The organism is Sphingomonas sp. RS2018 (assembly GCF_054489605.1).
The window spans coordinates 133,705-152,811 of record NZ_JBTMWL010000001.1 but is presented as its reverse complement, the minus strand read 5'-3'; the positions used below and the strand labels follow the sequence as shown (position 1 = coordinate 152,811).

Genomic DNA, 19,107 nt, shown 5'->3' with positions numbered 1-19,107 from the left:
CGCCCGCCCCGGCAACGCTATAGACGCCGCGTGCCGCCGGTCCGGAGACGTGGGTGAGTGGCTGAAACCAACGCTTTGCTAAAGCGTCGTACCCGTTAAACGGTACCGAGAGTTCGAATCTCTCCGTCTCCGCCAAAAATGCTGTTTTCCCGTTTGAAAACAAGCACTTAGCTGAATGGCGCCAGGCCGGCCCACAACCGGGCCAACAACGCAATCGCGATGGAATGCAGCGAAATTTCGTAGTTCGCTCGTCGTTCGAGCGGCGTTATTGTGCGACTACCTGTGTCGCCGGTGCGCCGGTCTGAAACGCAGGTTGGGTGAGCGGGGAGTGCGCGGTGGCAGGCAATTGGAAAGAGTACCAAGAGGAAGCCGCCGAGTTTTTTCGATCACTGGGGCTGGAGGCTGCAACCGACGTAGCTGTTGCAGGCGTCCGAACGTCGCATGACGTTGATGTCGTTGTTAAAATCAAAATGGTTGGGTTTGAAGCTACGTGGCTTGTAGAATGTAAACACTGGAAGGATGCTGTAAACAAACTCCACGTACTAGCTTTGCGCGAAATCGTATCGGATGTTGGAGCGGATCGCGGCATAATTTTATGTGAAGCCGGATTCCAAAGTGGGGCAATCGAAGCTTCGAAGCTAACTAATGTTCAAGTGTCTTCTCTTGCAGAACTAGGCACAACATCGCGCAGCGAAGTGTTTGCTGTTCGACTGCGCGATCTATACGACCGCAATGAAACGGCGAGGGCGCGGTATTGGGAAATCCCTAAAGGGCACCGCATCGACACTGGTCTACGGTACGACATGGGGGATGAAAATCTATACTCTGGTGCCTTCATTGTAGATTTCGTATCAAAGATACTCATTCGTGCATTCCGCGCGAGCTATCCAATCGTGGTGGACGAATGGGATATGATGAGCGCTCGACCAATCCCGGCGTCGCTTAACGGGCCCGAGGACGTTGTAACGGCGCTTGAACCGCTGATTACGGAGCTTGAAGCGAAGCTCGATGGGGCTGAAGCCTCGCTGCCTTCTTAGGCTCAGCCGACCTGTACGAATCGATTGCGCCGGTTCAAAAACTCCCCGTTGTTGCTGAACGGCTCCCCCGCCCAACACGCCCTTGTCTAGCGACGTTCAAGGGTATCGAACCATGTCTTACAACCTACTTCGGCTTCCCGACGTGATGGAGCGCACCGGGCTTAGTCGCGCTTCGATCTACGTTCACGTCGGCAAGGGCGTGCTGCCCCCGCCGGTCAAAATCGGCGAACGATCCGCAGCTTGGCCGGAAACGGAAATCGAAGCGGTCAACGCCGCTCGCATCGCGGGGAAGGCGGAACACGAAATCGTCGAATTGGTGCTGAAGCTGCGGAAACTCCGCGCTGAAGCCGGCCGGGTGTGATCCGAACTGTTGATTGTGAGTCCGTCATGCAGTTCCACCGCATCCCGGCGCCGATGCAGGCGTACCGGCAATTCGTCGTCTGGCGCTACGAACAGCGCGACGGCTCGAAGCCAACGAAGAACCTGTATTCGCCGAATTGGGGCGGACAGGCGAGCGTCACCGATCCGACGACATGGGGCAGCTTCGACGAAGCCGTTGCAGCGCACGCGGCCGGCGGTTGGGAAGGGATCGGCTTCGTCTTCACGAACAACGATCCATTCGCCGGCATCGACCTAGACGACGCGAGCGACGACGCCGAAGCATACCGGCGGCAAATGGTGATCGAAGAAGCGTTCGCCAGCTACACCGAATTAAGCCCTTCCGGGCGCGGTGTTCACATCATCGTTGAAGGCGCCATTCCGAACGGCCGGCGCCGGGCGAAGGTCGAAGTCTATAGCGCCGATCGCTTCTTCACGATGACGGGGAACGTCTATCGCGACGCACCGATAGCGAACCGGCACGATCTGCTGAACACCCTGTGGGCAGAAATGGGCGGGGCTGCATCGGCACCGGGAGCCGCAAGCCAATATTTCCGGCAAGCCGTCGAATCCGACGAAGCCGTGTTCGAACGCGCCGCAGCCGCATCGAACGGCAAAAAGTTCATGCGGCTTTGGAATGGCGACGCATCGGCGGTGGACGGTAGCGACCGATCGGGATCGGCAATCGATCAAGCGCTTGTGAACGTCCTAGCGTTCTACACCGACGATCCCGACCAAATCGAACGGCTATGGCTTCGATCCCCACAGGGGCAACGTGCGAAGACGCAACAGCGCGAGGATTATCGAAGTGCGACAATCACTCGCGCGTTCGATCGTCATGTTCCGCAGCCCGACTTCGCAGGCGTCGCCGCCGCCTTGAAGGGCGTTGTCGATCAAGCGCAGACCGAACGACGCGAGCCGCTGATACTGCTTGCGCCCGACGATCCCTTCCCGATCGTCAACGCGGCCGAACTCGCCGGTAAGCCGGTGCTACCCCGATCATGGCACGTTGCCGAAATGGTGCCTGCCCGAACGGTGACGTTGCTGAACGGCGACGGCGGAACCGGGAAGAGCCTTCTCGCCCTGCAACTCGCCTATGCAACCGCAGCGGGCCTAGGATGGGTGAATACCGCAGTCCGAAGCGGCGATTGTTTGTTCGTCACCGCCGAAGACGAAATTGAGGAAGTCCACCGCCGGCTTGCCGATATCGTGAAGGCGGAAGGGCCGGCGCTTGACCGCTTACCGCACAGGCTCGCCATATCGCCCCTAGCAGGGCGTGACGCGGTTCTAGCGGTCCCGGACGGCCGATCGGGCGTCATAAAGCCTACGGCGGTGTATCAGGCGCTCGCCGGCTACGTCGCCGCGCATCGGCCCGCCCTTGTCGTCCTAGACACGCTGGCGGACATGTTCGGGGGCGAAGAGAACAACCGGGCACAGGCTCGCCAGTTCATCGGCGGCTTGCGCGGCTTGGCGCTCGAAATGGACACGACGGTGTTGTTGCTCGCGCACCCTTCGCTATCCGGCATGTCGAACGGGTCCGGGCAGTCGGGATCAACCGCATGGAACAACAGCGTCCGCTCCCGGCTGTACCTGAAGCGCGACGAGAGCAATCCGCACTACCGCATACTCGAAACGAAGAAGTCTAATTACGGTCGAACGGGCGGGCAAATCCGGCTCGAATGGCAAAGCGGCGTATTGGTCGAGACTAGCCGCACGTCGAACGAGCCTGCCCACAGGGTTGCAGCCGAAAATGCAGCGGACGAACTGTTCATGGAATTGCTAGCGGAGTTCGCCGCGCAAGGCCGGAACGTATCTCAAAAGCCGAAATCGACGAACTACGCACCGAAGGCGTTTGCTGGCACCGTCAAAGGTTCGGAATACAAAGTCGCCGGCTTCGAAGCGGCAATGGAACGACTGTTCGCAGCGGGGCAAATTCGGATCGAACAATCGGAAGGCGCACCGTCGCGGCGGGCCGATATCATCGTCGCCAGCGGGGGTTCAAACACCCTGCAAACATACCTTCAGACACCTTCGATCATCCCTGCGAACACCCCTACCGACACCCTGCAAACACCCTTCGAACATGTGCTTCAATCATCCCCCATACCCCCTAAGGGCTAGGTGCCCCTTTGGGGCGGGCACCCGCCCTAAAAACACTGTGGGCAAGGCGGAGAGTTCGTCCGCCAGCGCTCGCGCTACCGCATTGCGAACGCACCGAATTTCGAACCGGATGCGTCCAAGCCAACATACCGGCCATCATTGGGAACTGAACATGCAAGCTGAACTGTTCGACGATCGCGCGCACCGGGTTGTTGCCGAACTGTTAGACGCTGCCGAAGGCCGGTTGATCCGAACCGGGCAATGCAGCGTCGCGAACGTAAGCGACTATCTCACACTCGCGTACATCAAAGAGGCGGCGGGCTTACTCGAATACGGAACCGTCTATCTCGAAGGCGACGGGCGAAACGCAGCGGATATATTCATGTCGAAGCTAGCGTTCGGGGCAGTCGCAACGAAGTATCGACGCAACTCGCGCCGATACGCACGGCACTTGCAACAGAACGAACGCATCTACTTTCCGAACATGCCGAACCTGTTGCGGCTCGCATACCTGAACCTAATTCAATCAGATCACGAACTTGATAGGTTGATGCGAAGCGGGTTGATCCTACTCGCCGCACGGACTCTGCCCGGTGTAGCAATCGACATACGACGAGAGTTTAGACGGAGAGGGCTCGAATACGATAGAACACTGTTTGTCGAACCGAAGAAAGAACAGCCGAAACTACGAACAATGAGAGTCAGAAGGTTAAAGTGACATGATAAGCCTCGACTATACTTGTATTGTGGCTTGATTACCCTGGGCCGACGCGATATTTGCGACATCAGTTGCACGTTGTGTGGTCGTTAGGGATAGAAAGTTGCAGGGGCAGGAAACCGCAAAGCCGCAGAATAGCTGGGGATCGCCGCCGGCCCCCGCCCTTGCGCCGAAGCGGAAAGCCTATCGGGCTCGCCTTGCCACTGTGGGCGACTGCCAGAGCCAAGCGGCTCGCCTGTTCCGGGAAGCGCGATCGGGCATCCTCCCGGTTCAGGACGCGGCCCGGCTGGCGAACATTCTCGCACTCATTTCGCGGATGATCGAAGGCGGCGAATTTGAAAAGCGGCTCGAAGCGCTCGAAGAACGGGCCGTAGCATGAAGAACCTAGCTGCCCGCCTGCGAAGGCTTGAACCGAAGGCGCCCGCGCCCGCCGACGCTCCGCACGTACTCGAAGTCCGATACGGCGAGACGATCGAAGGTGCGCTTGCCCGCTTCCGCAACCGATGGCCGAACGTGCGCGCCGGTCATCGCTTCATGGTCGTGCCAGCAACGATGACGCCGGCCGACTTCCGCATTCACTCCGAAGCCCGCACGGCCGAACGGCGGCGAACGCTTGGAGCCTTCAACACGGCAAAGGACGCTTCCCTATGACGAACCCGACCATGCTTGTTCAGTCGCCCGGCGCGACGAAGTTCATTGGCGAGATGCAAGTCGGCGCGTTCCGAAAGGCGTACTTGGGCGACGCCGACACGCTGCCCGTTGCGGTGCGCGGCGACGTGAACACGGCGCACGACGCCGTCAAGGAAGGCGTTCTGACATTGGCGGCGCTCGCAAATGATCCGACAAAGAACGACGTGCTGAAGCACGAAGCGGCCGAAACGCTGGCGGGCCGGCTCGATACCGTGCTGGCGAAGACGCAACGGACACTTGAACAGGGCGCCGCGTCGCTGGCGAACGAAGCCAACGCGAAGGCCGAAGATTACTTCAAGCCCGACCCGTCAAAGGCGGCGTTCGATATGAAGACGATCGAATGGCTTCAGGACAACTTTCGCACCCCGGAAGGGCAGGCGAAAATCCGCGCCGCTGCGAAGACGCATAGCGAAATCGCCCGCGTCATGGTCAACGCCCCGTCGTTCTTGCTCGGTATCTCCGAAGACACGCGCGATACCTACTATCTGAACGCGATCGAACGGTTCGTGCCCGAAGCCTTTGCGGCGCTCGAAACAAGCGTCACGCTGAAGGAACTGGCGAAGAAGTACGATCATGTGCGCGGTGGCGTCCGCACGTCGTTCTACAACCGCGCCGTCGCCGAACAGGCGAAGCGCCGCGTCAATATCTGAACGCCCCGATCCGCCGCAGAATTGAACGCCCTGCGGCGGCGCCGCCGGCCCGGTCCCTTTCCTTGCCGTGTGAGGGGGCCGGGCCATTTTCGCGGCTTGCCGGCTAAACTCCGAAGCGGCCGGGCATGTTGGCAAGGTTGTTGGCCTGAACACCGACGATCGAAAAAGCGTGGTTCGAACAGCGGCTTAAGGGCACTTCAGGCGGACGAGGTTTCCGTCGAACCCTAACCGACCTTCTTCATGGCTTGATCGATCATCGCGTTTCGGGCGTAAACCAACTTACCAAGCACTTTGATGTTGTCGGGTGTTCGGTTGATATCCGCTTCCCCTTCGACGGTCGAACTCACCTGCGCGAGCGCCGTCATATAGCGATCCGCCGCATCCTGCTCGAAGGTGCCTCGAAGGCCCTGTATGTCGCCTGCATGTTGCGCGAGAACCTTCCGCGCTTCCTTCCGAGCCTCCACGACTGCAACCTGTGCCTGTGGAACCGGAATATCTTTGTACGTCCCCGGCATCCGAAGATGGCGTTCCGCAAGCCCGAGTTCGGCAACCGCTTGGAAGTAGCCGGCGAGCGCGGCATCAAGCGCCTTGCCGCTTTCCTGAACCTTCGAAATTCGATCGACGTTCACCGCCTGAACGCGCGCCTCTCGCGCCTGTTGGTTCGCGATGATGGCGTTCACGATCAGGAAGCCGATTGGGATCAAAAGGGCGCCGGCAAGCCACTGCGACTTCAGCGACGCCCATAAGCCCGCCCAAGCCCGCTTCCACCAAGGATTGGCCGCAGCCATCGCCGTCAATTCGCTTCCTTCTTCGTCGGCTTCACACCCGTTACCCGAGCATCGGCCTTAAGCTTCGTTTCGGCATCGGCCTGTTTGGCGAGCCGACACGCCTCTTCCCAACGCTTTTTACCGAGCAACTCGATATAAGCTCTTACCGACTCGTCTACATCCCCCATGCACGTATCGTCGGCTTGGCGCACTACCTTGGCTGCGGTCGATGCGCCGACTGCTTCGGCATACGGGACGCCCTGAACCGCCATCGCGAACAGCGCGAGCGACGCGAGCGGCGACGCAACGTTCGACCTGATGCGGAACCAACCCGGCGACTGTATGCTGATCGACAGATCGTCACGATCGTCTTCGTCGATATCCGACCCGATCACTAGATCGTATATGCTGGAGCCTGTGGGCAGTTCGTCACCCGCTTCACGTGCCTCTTCAAGCACTTCGAGCAATTCGAGCCACACCGAAGTCAGGAAGTTGTCCTTCGGAGTGAATATGTTCTTCCCGGTTCTGAAGGTGGCAACGAACTGCTGATCGTAGACGTAATTATCAAACGCTAAGCGGTATACCTGTTCGTAGTTGCTCGCGCCTACGTCGAAGAACGCGACGGGTGTCTGAAGTAATTCGACCAACTCGGCATTGAATAGACGCTTTTCAATCGCACCAACCCATTTCACGCGCCTGCCATAGTAGACGCTTGTTTCGTCGTCGTCCTTTGCCTTGATGGTTTTAATGACGCCCGCATCGTCAAGCAACTGACCGATTAGGACCGTCGTCGTGTAGCCCTTCTGCGGCATCAATATCAGATCGCCCTTTTCGGCCGTGAACAACAAGCCGTAAAGGAAGGTTTGGGTCATTTTATCGCCTTGGCTGTTCACAAGGCGAGTAGGTCGTTTTTCGCCGTTGGCGACCGCGCGTTCGACCCGATCGCGGGATATCAGGTTAAGGACTTCTTCGTCGTCCCAATCCTCGGGCTCTTCTTCAAGTTCGTCTAATCCACGAATGTCGATGATCGCGACACTCGTTTGTTTGATGATGTCGTAAAACTTGTATCCCTCTCCGGGGAAAAATTTGTAGACGGTGTGGTCGTCGGGCAGGACATATGCGCCAAGTTCGACTTTCACCGCCACGCTTATGCCCCTCGTTCGTTATCCGCTTGGTTTAGCTTGGTTCGGTTCGCTTGCAAGCATGGCGTTCGTCGAGATCGGCGCGTTCGCGGGGCCGATGTTGGCACGTATGTTGGCCTAGCGCTGGAAAGATCGACATGCCCTATGTTTGCAAGTGCATACGAGTGTGATCGGCGGACAGGGACTCCGCCAGCGGGGGAGACTGCATGATTGTTGACGCTTCGATAGATTGGGGGCCGCAGGGGCCATCGCCGTTCGCACCGGGTTTCCACTTCGAAGCGCGCTCGAAGGATATAAACGATTGGGTTCGGCAAGTGCGCGGCGGCATATTGGCAGGCGCCTTCACGATCGAACGTCACCTAAGCGCCGCAATCATCTACTTCGTGCTAGGCGACCGTATTCGGATGCGCGATGTTCAGGACGTATTCGACGACGGCATTCTGTCACAGATGACGTTCGAACGGCGGATCAACGTCGCGATGTTGATCGCGCCTCACTTCTTCGACGCGGCGACGGTGAAGGGAATGAGTTCGGAACTCACAACGCTGAAGACGCTTCGAAATGCGATGGCACACCGCCCTTTTTGGTTTCACGTCGAACGGAACGATGCGGGGGAAGTCGCGAACATAGTGCCGATCATCATGCGCGGCAAAGAGCCGTTGCCGCTCACTACGGCGTTCGTCGAAGATACGAATGCGAAGATGCAGGCGCTAATTGCCGCGACGATGCGCTTGGAACATGCCGTCGTCACGGCCAATTCGGGTCCGCAAACCTAACGTCGGTGTTCGACCAACGAAGATAGTCCGTTTGCGGCCATGATCCGGGCAAGCTGGCGCCGCCCTTCGTCGATTGCCGGCTTTGCAGCCCGAAGCCGGGCGCGAGCCGTGTTCGGGCTAACGCTGAACGCCGTTTCGATGCGTCGGCGCGCTTCGGCTTCGCTGTACGTGTCGCCCTGTTCGATGATGCGCTGTGCCACGAACAGCGGGCCAACGAACTTCGTCGGGCGGTTGTCGCTTCGTGTCATGCCTAGCGCGCGATCGTAGGCGCGGACCCGTTCGGCTTCGACGGGTTCGCCGTTTCGGCCCGGCTTTGCCGCAAGCATGTGTTCGACCGCGCGGGAGTGCCATAGCGCAATCAAGGCGGGCACTGGCTCGCCGTTTCGATGACATTCGGCCATTGCCGCCAACATAGCAGCGGCGGCGTTCGGATCGTCGCGACGTTCCCATAGGGCGAACACGGTTCGGCGGTGGATCATGCTGCGGCGCCGATCGGGATCACGTTCACCCCTGTGGGCACGATCGCACAGAACTTCGCCCAATCGGCCATTAGTGCGATGCGCTTCGGTAGCAGCGAACCGCGTTGGTATGCCGCTTCGGCTTTGTCGGCGAGTTGGTGCGCCAGCGCATGTTCGACGACTTCGCGCGGGCGCTTCGACACTTCGCCGGCCCATTCGCGGAACGTCGATCGGAAGCCGTGCTGTGTAAGCCCAACGCGGCCCATGCGATCGAACAGCGCCCGGAACACGGCGTCGCTGAAGGCGCCCCCACGCGGGGCAGGGAAGACGTAATCGGGTCCGTCGTGCCCGACGATACGCGGCGCGGCCCTTTGTGCCTGTAGGACCGCCATAGCGGCGTCTGACAGGGGCACGACATGCTCGCGCTCGGCTTTCATGCGATCGGCCGGGATCGTCCACAGGCGGCGCTCTAGGTCGAACTCGCCCCATGTCGCTTCGCGCACTTCGCCCGATCGGGACGCGCACAGGATCGCGAATTCGAGCGCCCGCGCCGACACGCCTTCACGCTTTCGCAGTTCGACCATGAAGCCTGCGAGTTCGGCGTAGGGCAGGGATGCGTGATGCTTCACCTTTCGCACGTCGGATCGCAGCGGAAGGTGATGGTCTAGATGATCCTTCCACCGCGCCGGGTTTTCGCCGTGCCGGAAGCCCCGGAAAGTCGCCCAACCCAATACCTTTTCGATCCTGCCCCGTAGGCGTGACGCCGTTTCAGTCTTCGTTGTCCACAGGGGTTCGACAACTTCGAGAACAAGGTTCGTGTCGATCGCAGCGACCGCCTTGGAGCCGAACACCGGATACGCATAGGTTTCGAGCGTCGCGGACCATTGGGCGGCGTGTTTCGGGTTCTTCCATTCGCCCCTGTGGGCAGCAATGTACGCTTCGGCGCATTCCCGGAACGTCTTCGCCTTCAGCTTTTCCGATCGGGCGGCTTCGACCTTAGCCCGTCGTTCGGCGAGCGGATCAACGCCTTGTGCAATCCTGTCCCGATGTTCGTTCGCCAGCTTGCGGGCGGTTGAGAGTGTGACGCCGGGATACGAACCTAGTCCTACGTCCCGACGTGCGCCGTCGATCATGACGCGCAATATCCACGACTTCGAGTTGCCCGAAATTCGAAGGTGCAACCCATCGGCACCGCCAACCATGAAGCGGGACTTCAAGCTTCCATTCGGAGTTCGAACCTCTTTTAAGTTCGATACTGCAACAGCACTAAGTTCTTTCGCCTTCTTCGGCATAACAGCCTCACAAACAAGCCAACATCTCGGCCAACAACAAAGGCCGGATGGTGCTAGCTGTCAATAGGCCGTGCTGGACGCAAAATCCGGTTAACTACATGACCGGATTGGCTTTGTTGGACGTAACTAGATGCGGCTAGACGCTATACTTGCGGACTCCGTCTCCGCCATCCTGCCCCTCGCCGGTGCGTCCTCCCTCCCTCAGATCGAATGCAGCGCGCACACGGTAACGTCGCCGGTCAAAGCGCGGACCTCATCGACCAGCACGCCGCGCAGGACGATCGGGCCGAACAGCCGCTCGCCGGTTTCGATCGCGACGCCCTCGATAGCTTCGCGCAGGCGCAGCGGGGGGAGCAGGCGGCGGGCCGCGACCTTCGCGCCGTGGCGTTTCAGGACGGCGATGGTGCCATTGCCGGCGACGAGCGCCGCACGGCCGTCGGTGCTGACAATGGCGCGATCGCCGACGAAGCCGGCGAGGCGTTCCTCGGCCAGTGTGATCGCGGTGTCGGGGCTGTCGATGCGGCTTTCTCCCAGTCGCAGCATCCGCGCGATCGCGACCAGCGCCAGGATGCCGGCTAGCGATCCGCCGATCTGTGTCCAGTCCACGCCGCCCCGGACCCTGGTCTCAGCGCGCGGCGGTAAGCGTGTCGAGCATCGGGCGGATACCGCCGATGTCGTAGCCGGCGTCCGCCGCCTTGCCGACCAAGGTCTGTGGATCGTCGCCCAGCCGCGCGCGCGCCAGCGCCCACAGATGCGCGCTGCGTGTGCCCGAGCGGCAATAGGCGAGCACCGGGCCGGCGGCGGCGGTCAGCGCGGAGGCCATCTGTTCGACCATCTCGGGGCTGAACCCGCCCTGGCCGACGGGGATCGCGCGATAGGCGATGCCGGCGTCCTCCGCGGCGCGGCGGATGTCGGCGCCCGGCGTCTGGCCCGCCTCCTCGCCATCGGGGCGGTTGTTCACGATCTCGGCGAACCCGGCCTGGGCGATGGCGGCGACTTCGGCGACCGTGATCTGGGGGGCAACGCTGGCATGGTCGTCGATTCGGCGGATCATTCAGAATCTCGAATTACGAAGAGGAAGGCAGCACCATAGGCATCGAGCTTGCGCGCGCCAACGCCCGTGATGCGGCCCATGTCGGAAAGCGTCCCCGGACGGATCGTCGCCATGTCGCGCAGCACGCTGTCGTGGAAGATCACATAGGGCGGCACGCCGCCCTCCTGCGCCAATTCGCGCCGTTTCGCGCGCAGCGCCTCGAACAGCGGGTTGCCGACCGGATTGGGCTCGGCCCCGCCGCCGCGACCACGCCGGGCGCGCTTTGGGGGAAGTACGAGCGACAGCGTCGCCTCGCCCTTCAGCAGTGCCTTGGCACCGGGGCCGAACTCCAGCCCGCCGTGCGGATTGGCGCGCAGCGCGTCGCGGGTCTGGAGCGCGCGCGCGACCGGCTTGATGAGCGCGGCGTCCTCGCCGGTGACGATACCGAAGACGCTCAGCGCTTCATGCCCGTTCATCAGGCTGCGCTCGGTCGACTGGCCGGTCAGCACGCTCTCGATATAGCCGACGCCGAAGCTCTGCCCGGTGCGGAAGACGGCGGAGAGGAACTTGCGCGCGACCTCGGTCGCGTCGGTGCCGACCGGCGGGTTCAGGCAGTTGTCGCAGTTGCCGCACGTCTCCGGCGCATCGTCGCCGAAATGCGCGAGCAGCAATTTGCGCCGGCATGTGGTGGTCTCGACCAGTCCGCCGAGTGCCGCAAGCCGCGTGCGTTCGCCTGACTGGCGGGCGGGTTCGACCTCACCGATTCGCTGGCGCGCCTTGGCGAAATCCTCCGCGCCCCAGAACAGGTGCGCGACCGCGGGATCGCCGTCGCGGCCGGCGCGGCCTGTTTCCTGATAATAGGCCTCGATCGACTTGGGCAGGCCGGCGTGCGCGACGAAGCGGACGTCGGGCTTGTCGATGCCCATGCCGAACGCGACGGTGGCGCAGATCACCATGTCCTCCGACGCGACGAACGCGGCCTGGTTGGCGGCGCGCACCGCCGGCTCCAGCCCGGCGTGATAGGCGCGGGTCGGCCGCCCGGTCTTGGCCAGCGCCGCCGCCATTTTCTCGGTGCCGGCGCGCGATGGGACGTAGACGATGCCGGGGCCGGGCGTTTCGGCGATCAAGTCGGCGATCTGGCGCGTGGTGTTGTCGCGCGGGGTGATGAGATAGCGGATATTAGGCCGGTCGAATCCTGCGACGATCAGGCCGTCGGCGGGAATCCCGAGCTGCTCCGCCACGTCGGCGCGGGTGTGGCGATCGGCGGTGGCGGTCAGCGCGAGGCGCGGAACGTCCGGGAAGCGATCGAGCAACGGGCGCAGCAGGCGATAGTCGGGGCGGAAGTCATGCCCCCATTCCGAGACGCAATGCGCCTCGTCGATCGCGAACAGGCTGACCCGCCCGCGCTCCAGCAGTTCGCGGAACTCGGCCCCCGATGCCCGCTCGGGCGCGACGTAGAGCAGGTCGAGATCGCCGTCGAGAAAGCGCCCGCGCGTCTCCGCACGGTTCTCGTCCACGCTCGTCAGCGTCGCCGCGCGGATGCCGACCGCGGTCGCCGCGCGCAGCTGGTCGTGCATCAGCGCGATCAGCGGAGAGACGACGACGCACGTCCCCTCCAGCATCACAGCCGGCAGCTGATAGGTCAGCGACTTGCCCGCACCGGTCGGCATGACGGCGAGCGTGGAGCGGCGCGCCAGCACGCGGTCGACCACCTCCCGCTGGACACCGCGGAAGTCAGGGAAGCCGAAGACGGATTGGAGCGTATCGCGGGGGTCGGAGACCATCGGTCGGCGATGTAGCGACGCGGGTGCCTGGGGTCGAGGGGTGGGAGTGCGAAACCGCGACCGATGCCACGGAAACGCCACGATGGCCGGTCACGCAAGGGGCATGATGTCTCGCATGCTGCTGGCCGGCGCCGCCCTCCTTGCCCTCACCGCCGCCGCGCCTGCCGAGCGGGTCATCCACGCGGGGCAACCCGTTGCGGCGACGGTGGCGGGAGTGCCGGTGCGGCTGCTGGTCGATCCCGGCGCACCGTCGATCCTGATGGTCGATGCCGCCACCGCCGGGCGTGCGAAGCTGAAGCCTGGACCCTTCGCGATGCGCTGGATGGTCGGGCCGGTGATAGTGCCCGCACGGACTGCGGTGGTCCGCGTCGACAGCGGCGGCGGTGTGGAGAAGCGGCGCATCGGCTGGACCGAGCGGGCCTATGCCGATGGCGTCGACGGGTCGGTCGGGCCGGGTGGCCTGAAACAGGACGTGGTGCGCATCGTGTTGCGCGCGCCGCGCGCCGGCGAGCACGAGAGCATGCTGCCGATGGTCGATGGCGGCGGCCTGTTCGGCGGGGCGGCGGGATTGTTCGGGCAGGTCACGATCGACGGCGCGCCGGTGCGCATCCGCTTTGACCTGCGCCGGCGCACCAACATGACCAGCGCCGGCGCGGCGGTGACGCTGGCGCGGGTGTACGACGGTCTGCTGGCGAAGGAGGTCCACGAGGGCGAGGTGGTGTTCGGCGTGAAGCGCCCGATGCGCGTCATGACGCTCGCCCGCCCGCTGACGATCGGTACGCTGGCGCTGCGCACGATCGATGTGCGGACGTCCGACTTCGGCAATGCGAACGGCATCGCAACGGAGCGTGCCGAACCCGATCCTGACGAGATCGTCGTGACTGCGAAGGGGAAGCGCAACCGCGATCGCGACCGTATCTCGATCGGCACCGATACGCTGGCGGCGTGCTCGTCGATCGTATTCGACAAGCGGGCGAAGGTGATCCGGCTGAGCTGCCTGTAAGCTAGTCGGCGGCAGCCACCGCCTTTTCCTGTTCGGCGGCCTGACGCGCCCACATCTCCGCATAGAGGCCATGACGGCGCAGCAGGTCGGCGTGCGTGCCCTGTTCGGCGATGCGCCCGGCCTCCAGCACGACGATGCGGTCGGCGTGGACGATCGTCGACAGGCGGTGGGCGATGACGATCGTCGTGCGGCCGCTCTCGATCGCCTGCAGCGTCTTCAGGATCTCGGCCTCGGTGCGGCTGTCGAGCGCGCTCGTCGCCTCGTCGAGGATCAGGATGGGCGGGTCCTTCACCAGGGTGCGGGCGATGGCGACGCGCTGCTTCTCGCCGCCCGACAGCTTCAGCCCGCGCTCGCCGACGCGGGTGGCGTATCCGTCCGGCATCGATTCGATGAAGGGCGCGATCGCTGCCCCGCGCGCTGCGCTCGCGACATCGGCGTCGCTCGCGCCCTCGCGGCCGTAGGCGATGTTGTAGCCGATCGTGTCGTTGAACAGCACCGTGTCCTGCGGCACGATGCCGATCGCGGCGCGCAGCGAGGTCTGGGTGACGGCGGCGACGTCCTGCCCGTCGATGGTAATGCGGCCGCCGGTCACGTCGTAGAAACGATAGAGCAGCCGCGCGAGCGTCGACTTGCCCGCGCCCGATGGGCCCACCACCGCGACGGTGTGGCCGGCGGGGATGTCGAGGTCGATGCCCTTCAGGATCTGACGGTCGTTGTCATAGGCGAAGCGCACGTCCTCGAACCGCACGTGCCCGTCGGCGACCCGCAGCGCCGGCGCGCCTGGCGCATCGGTCACGTCGGAGGCCGTGTCGATCAGGTCGAACATCGCCGCCATGTCGATCACGCCCTGCCGTACCGTGCGATACACCATGCCGAGCAGGTCGAGCGGGCGGAACAGCTGCGCGAGCAATGTCGAGACGAGCACCACATCGCCGGGCGTGAACCGCCCCTGCGACCAGCCCCAGGCGACGAGCGCCATTCCGCCCGCCATCATCAGATTGGTGATGAGCGCTTGGCCGATATTGAGCCACGCCAGCGAATTCTCCGACACCACCGCGGCATCGGCATAAGCGGCGACGGCGTTGGCGTAGCGCTTCGCCTCCCGCCCTTCGGCATTGAAATATTTGACGGTTTCGAAGTTCAGCAGCGAATCGACCGCGTGCGCGACCGCGCCGGTGTCGAGATCGTTCATCCGCTCGCGCAGCGCCGCGCGCCAGTCGGTCACGATGCGGGTGAAGCCGATGTAGACGACGACCATGACGAGCGTGCCCACCACCAGCCACACGCCGAACCGCGTCCAGAAGATGCCGAGCACCAGCGCCAGTTCGAGCACGGTCGGCGCGATGTTGAAGAGGAGGAAGTAGAGCATCGTGTCGATGCTCTTCGTGCCGCGCTCCACCACCTTGGTGACGGCGCCGGTGCGGCGTTCGAGGTGGAAGCGCAACGACAGCTGGTGCAGGTGGCGGAACACCGCGGCGGCCAGTCGCTGGGTCGCGTCCTGGCCGACGCGTTCGAACACCGCGTTGCGCAGGTTGTCGAACACCACGGTTGCGAACCGCGCGGCGGCGTAGCCGATCACCAGCATCAGTACGAGCGTGGCGACCCCGCGATCGCCGCCCGCCATCCGGTCCACCGCCCCCTGCAACGCGAAGGGTGCGCCATAGACCTGCACCAGCTTCGACGCGACGACGAACGCCATCGCACCGACGATCCGCACCTTCAGCGCGGGCGCATCGTCGGGCCAGAGATAGGGGAGGAAACGGCGCAGCGTCGGCGCGAGCGGACGGTCTGCTCCGTCGGTTCGGGCGGGCGGCATGGCGTCCTATCTAGGGACGCTCGTCCTGCACGCAACCGCATCGATAGCGCGGAACCGGTGGGGAAGCCGGATTGTTGTGGGTTCCGAAGGGATTGGACATGGAACCGCTATATTATGTGATGGCGATCCTGGGGTGCGGCGACGACGGCAGCACCTGCCAGCGCGCGCGAACCGAACCGGCCCGCTACAACAGCCCCGCCCAGTGTCAGGCCGCTATGGCGGTGTCGCTTCAGCGCAATACCGACCTGTCCTATCCGGTGATCCAGGCGACCTGCGAGCGTCGTGGGCTGAACGTCGCCACCCGCGAGACGACGACGCGGGGCTGAGCCCCGGGTCCGCGAACCCGACCTGTCGCGCGCCCAACAAGAACTTCATTCCCCATTTAGCGGATAGGATTATCCTGACCGCATGATCCGATCGACTTACGAGAGGATGGACGGCGCCGCGCCGTCCGTGATCCGATGACGACGGCGCTGGCCGATACTGTTGCGGCGCTACGGACGGCGCGCGAGGCATGGCGCGCGCGGCAGGATGAGACACGCGATGTCGACAGCTTCCCGTCGCGCAGCGCGGTGGCGCGCATCGTCGGCCTGTTCGCCGCCGCGCTCTATCCACGCCGCCTCGGCCATTTCGGCGATAGCGCGGACGACGAGGATCGCTTCGTCGCGGCGCAATTGATCGCCGGCCTGTCCGAACTGGAGCGCGAGATCGCCGCCGAGCTCGGCTATTGGCAGAAGGAGGCGCAGGCGGCCTTTCCGCAGGATCAGGCGGCGACGATCGCGCGGCTGTTCGGCGCGACGCTGGCCGATATCCGCGTTCTGGTCGACGGCGATGTCGAGGCGGCGTTTCTCGGCGATCCGGCGGCGCGCAGCGTGGACGAGATCCTGATCTGCTATCCCGGCGCCATCGCGATCCTGCACCACCGGCTGGCGCATGCGCTGCACGATCTCGGCGCGCCGATCGTCGCGCGCATGATTTCCGAACTCGCCAACGAGCGCACCGGTATCGACATCCATCCCGGCGCGACGATCGGCCGGCATTTCTTCATCGACCACGGCACCGGCGTCGTCATCGGCGAGACCGCGGTGATCGGCGACCGCGTGCGGTTGTACCAGCATGTCACGCTGGGCGCGCGCGGCGCGCTAGGCGCGACCGGCGCGCCGCGCGGGCGGGTGCGGCATCCGGTGGTGGAGGACGATGTCGTTATCTACGCTGGCGCGACGATCCTCGGCCACGTCACCATCGGCGCGCGGTCGGTGATCGGCGGCAACGTGTGGCTGCTGTCCGATGTGCCCGCCGACAGCGTCGTGCTCCAGCCCGAGGCGCGGCGCCTGTCCGACCGCGATGCGCGCGACGTGCGCGAGGAACTGGCGGCGACGGGATGAGCGACCGCCGCCCCATCGTCGGCATCATGTGCGGGAACGAGGTCGCCGCGCGTCCCGTGCAGGTCGTCGCGACCCGCTTCATCGAACCGATCGCGCAGCTGTGCGGCGCGACCGTGCTGCTGGTGCCGGCGGTGCCCGACGCGGTCGACACCGCGCATCTAGCAGCGGTGCTCGACGGGCTGCTGCTGACGGGATCGCGATCGAACATCGCGCCGGCGCGCTACGGCGGCGCCGACACCGATGAAGACGGGGTGATCGACGACAGTCGTGATGCCGTCGCGCTGGCGCTGTCCGAGCGCATGATCGCGGCGGGCAAGCCGGTCTATGGCATCTGCCGCGGGTTGCAGGAGATCAACGTGCTATTCGGCGGCACGCTGACCCGCCCGGCGTTCCACGAGCGGCACCATATCGGATCGTGGGACGGCGACTATGCCGCGCTGTTCGATCATCGCCATCCGGTCGAACTGGTCGCGGGCGGCGTGCTGGCGGGAGCGACGGGCTGCCGCCGGATCGAGGTCAATTCGGTGCATCAGCAGTGCGTCGACCGCCTGGGCGCCGGGCTGAGCGTCGAGGCGCATGCCTGCGACGACGGGCTGGTCGAGGCGGTGCGCGCCACCGGCTGCGGCGCCGACGTGCTGGCCGTGCAGTGGCACCCGGAATGGGATCTGCCGCACTGCGCGGGCAGTCGCGCGTTCTTCACATTGCTCAAGGGTTCGCTGGCGGCAGCTCGCAGCGCGCTCGGTCGATCGTAGGATTTCAGAACGAGATGACGCACGCTTCCTTCACCACGTGGCGACTGCCGTCGTTCGGTATCCAGGTCGCCATCGGCATGGCCGCCGGCATCCTGCTGGGCCTGCTCGCGCGCAACCTCGGCGGCCCCGACGCGGCGCTGGGCGCGACGTTGCACCTGGTCGGCCAGATCTTCGTACAGCTGCTGAAGGCGCTGGTGCCAGCACTCGTCTTCACCGCGATCGTCGGATCGATCGCGGCCTTGAGCAACCTGCAAAACGCCGCGCGGCTGGTCTGGCGCACCTTGCTGTGGTTCGCGATCACCGCGTTGATCGCGGTCGTCGTCGGCATCGTGCTGGGCGTGGTGTTGCAGCCGGGCCTGCGCGCCGGGGCGGATCCCGCTGCCGCCGCCGCGACGGCGCCCGCCGTCGTCGGATCGTGGCTCGATTTCCTGAAAGGACTGGTGCCCTCCAACCTCTTCGGCCTGACCGCCGGCACCAAGATCGCCGACGATGGTGCCGCGACGACGACGCTTGGCTTCAACGTGTTGCAGATCGTCGTCGTCGCCATCGCGATCGGCGCCGCGGCGGTGCGGGTGGGGGAGGCGGCGGCGCCGTTCCTCGCCTTCAATGCCGCAGCACTCGCCATCTTCCGCCGGCTGCTGCGCTGGGTCATCGCGCTGACGCCAATCGGATCGGCCGCGCTGATCGGCGACGCGATCGTGCGCTATGGGTGGGAGACGCTGGCGTCGCTCGGCACCTTCGCGGGCGCGGTCTATCTCGGCCTCGGCATCGTGCTGTTCGTCGTCTATCCCGCGCTGCTGCTTGCCAACGGATTGAGCCCGGCGTGGTTCTTCCGCCGCGCCTGGCCCGCGATCCAGCTCGGTTTCGTCTCGCGCTCGTCGATCGGGACGCTGCCCGTCACCGAAGACCTGACCGAGCGCGCGCTGGGCGTGCCGCGTGCCTATGCCGCCTTCGCGGTGCCGCTCGGCGCGACGACGAAAATGGACGGATGCGCCGCCATCTATCCGGCGGTGGCGGCGATCTTCGTCGCGCAGTTCTTCGGCCTGACGTTGCATGCGTCCGACTATCTGCTGATCGTCGTCGTGTCGGTGCTCGGCTCCGCCGCCACCGCCGGGCTGACCGGCGCGGTGGTGATGCTGACGCTGACGCTGTCGACGCTGGGCCTGCCCCTGGAGGGCGCGGGGCTGCTGCTCGCGATCGACCCGATCCTCGACATGGGCCGCACCGCGGTCAACGTCGCCGGGCAGATGCTGGTCCCCACGATCGTCGCCAAGCGCGAGGGTCTGTTGCCGGCGCCGGAGGGTGAGCCCGCACCCGCCTGATTGC

The 19,107-nt window shown here is 64.2% G+C and carries 20 protein-coding genes and 1 tRNA gene; 13 read left to right on the top strand and 8 right to left on the bottom strand.

Annotated elements, in window-relative coordinates:
- Positions 1 to 43: 43 nt before the first annotated feature.
- From ACX40P_RS00790 to ACX40P_RS00760, 7 genes are all read left to right on the top strand, one after another.
- A tRNA-Ser gene (locus ACX40P_RS00790) sits at positions 44 to 135 on the top strand.
- Positions 136 to 335: 200 nt separating this feature from the next.
- On the top strand, positions 336 to 1,037 hold the full coding sequence (locus tag ACX40P_RS00785; protein WP_459124398.1) for a restriction endonuclease: 702 nt from the start codon (positions 336 to 338) through the stop codon (positions 1,035 to 1,037).
- A gap of 112 nt (positions 1,038 to 1,149) precedes the next feature.
- Positions 1,150 to 1,398 (top strand): helix-turn-helix transcriptional regulator, encoded by a 249-nt coding sequence (locus ACX40P_RS00780; protein WP_459124397.1) that lies wholly within the window; start codon positions 1,150 to 1,152, stop codon positions 1,396 to 1,398.
- Between the two features lie 26 nt (positions 1,399 to 1,424).
- Complete coding sequence (locus tag ACX40P_RS00775; protein ID WP_459124396.1) at positions 1,425 to 3,536, top strand: phage NrS-1 polymerase family protein; 2,112 nt, start codon at positions 1,425 to 1,427, stop codon at positions 3,534 to 3,536.
- A gap of 151 nt (positions 3,537 to 3,687) precedes the next feature.
- Positions 3,688 to 4,233 (top strand): hypothetical protein, encoded by a 546-nt coding sequence (locus tag ACX40P_RS00770; RefSeq protein WP_459124395.1) that lies wholly within the window; start codon positions 3,688 to 3,690, stop codon positions 4,231 to 4,233.
- Positions 4,234 to 4,336: 103 nt separating this feature from the next.
- The gene (locus tag ACX40P_RS00765) at positions 4,337 to 4,612 is read left to right on the top strand and encodes a hypothetical protein (protein WP_459124394.1); all 276 of its coding nucleotides are present in this window, start codon (positions 4,337 to 4,339) and stop codon (positions 4,610 to 4,612) included.
- Between the two features lie 124 nt (positions 4,613 to 4,736).
- Positions 4,737 to 5,573, top strand: coding sequence for a hypothetical protein (locus tag ACX40P_RS00760; RefSeq protein ID WP_459124393.1), 837 nt, complete (start codon positions 4,737 to 4,739; stop codon positions 5,571 to 5,573).
- Positions 5,574 to 5,797: 224 nt separating this feature from the next.
- On the opposite strand, the gene ACX40P_RS00755 is transcribed toward ACX40P_RS00760, so the two are convergent.
- Complete coding sequence (locus ACX40P_RS00755) at positions 5,798 to 6,370, bottom strand: hypothetical protein (RefSeq protein WP_459124392.1); 573 nt, start codon at positions 6,368 to 6,370, stop codon at positions 5,798 to 5,800.
- Positions 6,367 to 7,485: a hypothetical protein gene (locus ACX40P_RS00750; protein ID WP_459124391.1), complete on the bottom strand. Its 1,119-nt coding sequence runs from the start codon at positions 7,483 to 7,485 to the stop codon at positions 6,367 to 6,369. Before ACX40P_RS00750 ends, ACX40P_RS00755 begins: the two co-directional genes overlap by 4 nt.
- Before the next feature lie 203 nt (positions 7,486 to 7,688).
- Here ACX40P_RS00750 and ACX40P_RS00745 point away from each other — a divergent pair, with 203 nt between their 5' ends.
- Positions 7,689 to 8,258, top strand: coding sequence for a hypothetical protein (locus ACX40P_RS00745; protein ID WP_459124390.1), 570 nt, complete (start codon positions 7,689 to 7,691; stop codon positions 8,256 to 8,258).
- Here the strand turns inward: ACX40P_RS00745 and ACX40P_RS00740 are convergent.
- The 5 genes from ACX40P_RS00740 to ACX40P_RS00720 all read right to left on the bottom strand — a co-directional run bounded on the left by ACX40P_RS00740 (position 8,255) and on the right by ACX40P_RS00720 (position 12,825).
- Entirely contained in the window at positions 8,255 to 8,737 is a 483-nt protein-coding gene (locus ACX40P_RS00740) for a hypothetical protein (protein ID WP_459124389.1), read from the bottom strand. The two genes, ACX40P_RS00745 and ACX40P_RS00740, sit on opposite strands and share 4 nt — an antisense overlap.
- Complete coding sequence (locus ACX40P_RS00735) at positions 8,734 to 10,008, bottom strand: tyrosine-type recombinase/integrase (RefSeq protein ID WP_459124388.1); 1,275 nt, start codon at positions 10,006 to 10,008, stop codon at positions 8,734 to 8,736. Before ACX40P_RS00735 ends, ACX40P_RS00740 begins: the two co-directional genes overlap by 4 nt.
- Before the next feature lie 201 nt (positions 10,009 to 10,209).
- Positions 10,210 to 10,614 carry a hypothetical protein gene (locus ACX40P_RS00730; protein WP_459124387.1) on the bottom strand — a complete coding sequence of 135 codons (405 nt, stop codon included), beginning with the start codon at positions 10,612 to 10,614 and terminating at the stop codon, positions 10,210 to 10,212.
- Positions 10,615 to 10,633: 19 nt separating this feature from the next.
- Complete coding sequence (locus tag ACX40P_RS00725) at positions 10,634 to 11,062, bottom strand: protein tyrosine phosphatase family protein (protein WP_459124386.1); 429 nt, start codon at positions 11,060 to 11,062, stop codon at positions 10,634 to 10,636.
- The gene (locus ACX40P_RS00720) at positions 11,059 to 12,825 is read right to left on the bottom strand and encodes a RecQ family ATP-dependent DNA helicase (RefSeq protein WP_459124385.1); all 1,767 of its coding nucleotides are present in this window, start codon (positions 12,823 to 12,825) and stop codon (positions 11,059 to 11,061) included. The genes ACX40P_RS00725 and ACX40P_RS00720 overlap by 4 nt, the downstream gene beginning before the upstream one ends.
- 106 nt (positions 12,826 to 12,931) lie before the next feature.
- Here ACX40P_RS00720 and ACX40P_RS00715 point away from each other — a divergent pair, with 106 nt between their 5' ends.
- Entirely contained in the window at positions 12,932 to 13,828 is an 897-nt protein-coding gene (locus ACX40P_RS00715; RefSeq protein ID WP_459124384.1) for a hypothetical protein, read from the top strand.
- A 1-nt stretch (position 13,829) separates the two neighbouring features.
- Here ACX40P_RS00715 and ACX40P_RS00710 read toward each other — a convergent pair whose 3' ends face one another.
- On the bottom strand, positions 13,830 to 15,644 hold the full coding sequence (locus ACX40P_RS00710; protein WP_459124383.1) for an ABCB family ABC transporter ATP-binding protein/permease: 1,815 nt from the start codon (positions 15,642 to 15,644) through the stop codon (positions 13,830 to 13,832).
- A gap of 98 nt (positions 15,645 to 15,742) precedes the next feature.
- On the opposite strand from ACX40P_RS00710, the gene ACX40P_RS00705 reads away from it, so the two are divergent.
- The 4 genes from ACX40P_RS00705 to ACX40P_RS00690 all read left to right on the top strand — a co-directional run bounded on the left by ACX40P_RS00705 (position 15,743) and on the right by ACX40P_RS00690 (position 19,103).
- Positions 15,743 to 15,970, top strand: coding sequence for a hypothetical protein (locus ACX40P_RS00705; protein WP_459124382.1), 228 nt, complete (start codon positions 15,743 to 15,745; stop codon positions 15,968 to 15,970).
- A gap of 135 nt (positions 15,971 to 16,105) precedes the next feature.
- Positions 16,106 to 17,029, top strand: coding sequence for a serine O-acetyltransferase EpsC (epsC, locus tag ACX40P_RS00700; RefSeq protein ID WP_459124381.1), 924 nt, complete (start codon positions 16,106 to 16,108; stop codon positions 17,027 to 17,029).
- The gene (locus ACX40P_RS00695; RefSeq protein ID WP_459124380.1) at positions 17,026 to 17,781 is read left to right on the top strand and encodes a gamma-glutamyl-gamma-aminobutyrate hydrolase family protein; all 756 of its coding nucleotides are present in this window, start codon (positions 17,026 to 17,028) and stop codon (positions 17,779 to 17,781) included. The genes epsC and ACX40P_RS00695 overlap by 4 nt, the downstream gene beginning before the upstream one ends.
- Positions 17,782 to 17,795: 14 nt before the next feature.
- Positions 17,796 to 19,103 carry a dicarboxylate/amino acid:cation symporter gene (locus ACX40P_RS00690; protein WP_459124379.1) on the top strand — a complete coding sequence of 436 codons (1,308 nt, stop codon included), beginning with the start codon at positions 17,796 to 17,798 and terminating at the stop codon, positions 19,101 to 19,103.
- The last annotated feature ends 4 nt before the right edge of the window (positions 19,104 to 19,107 follow it).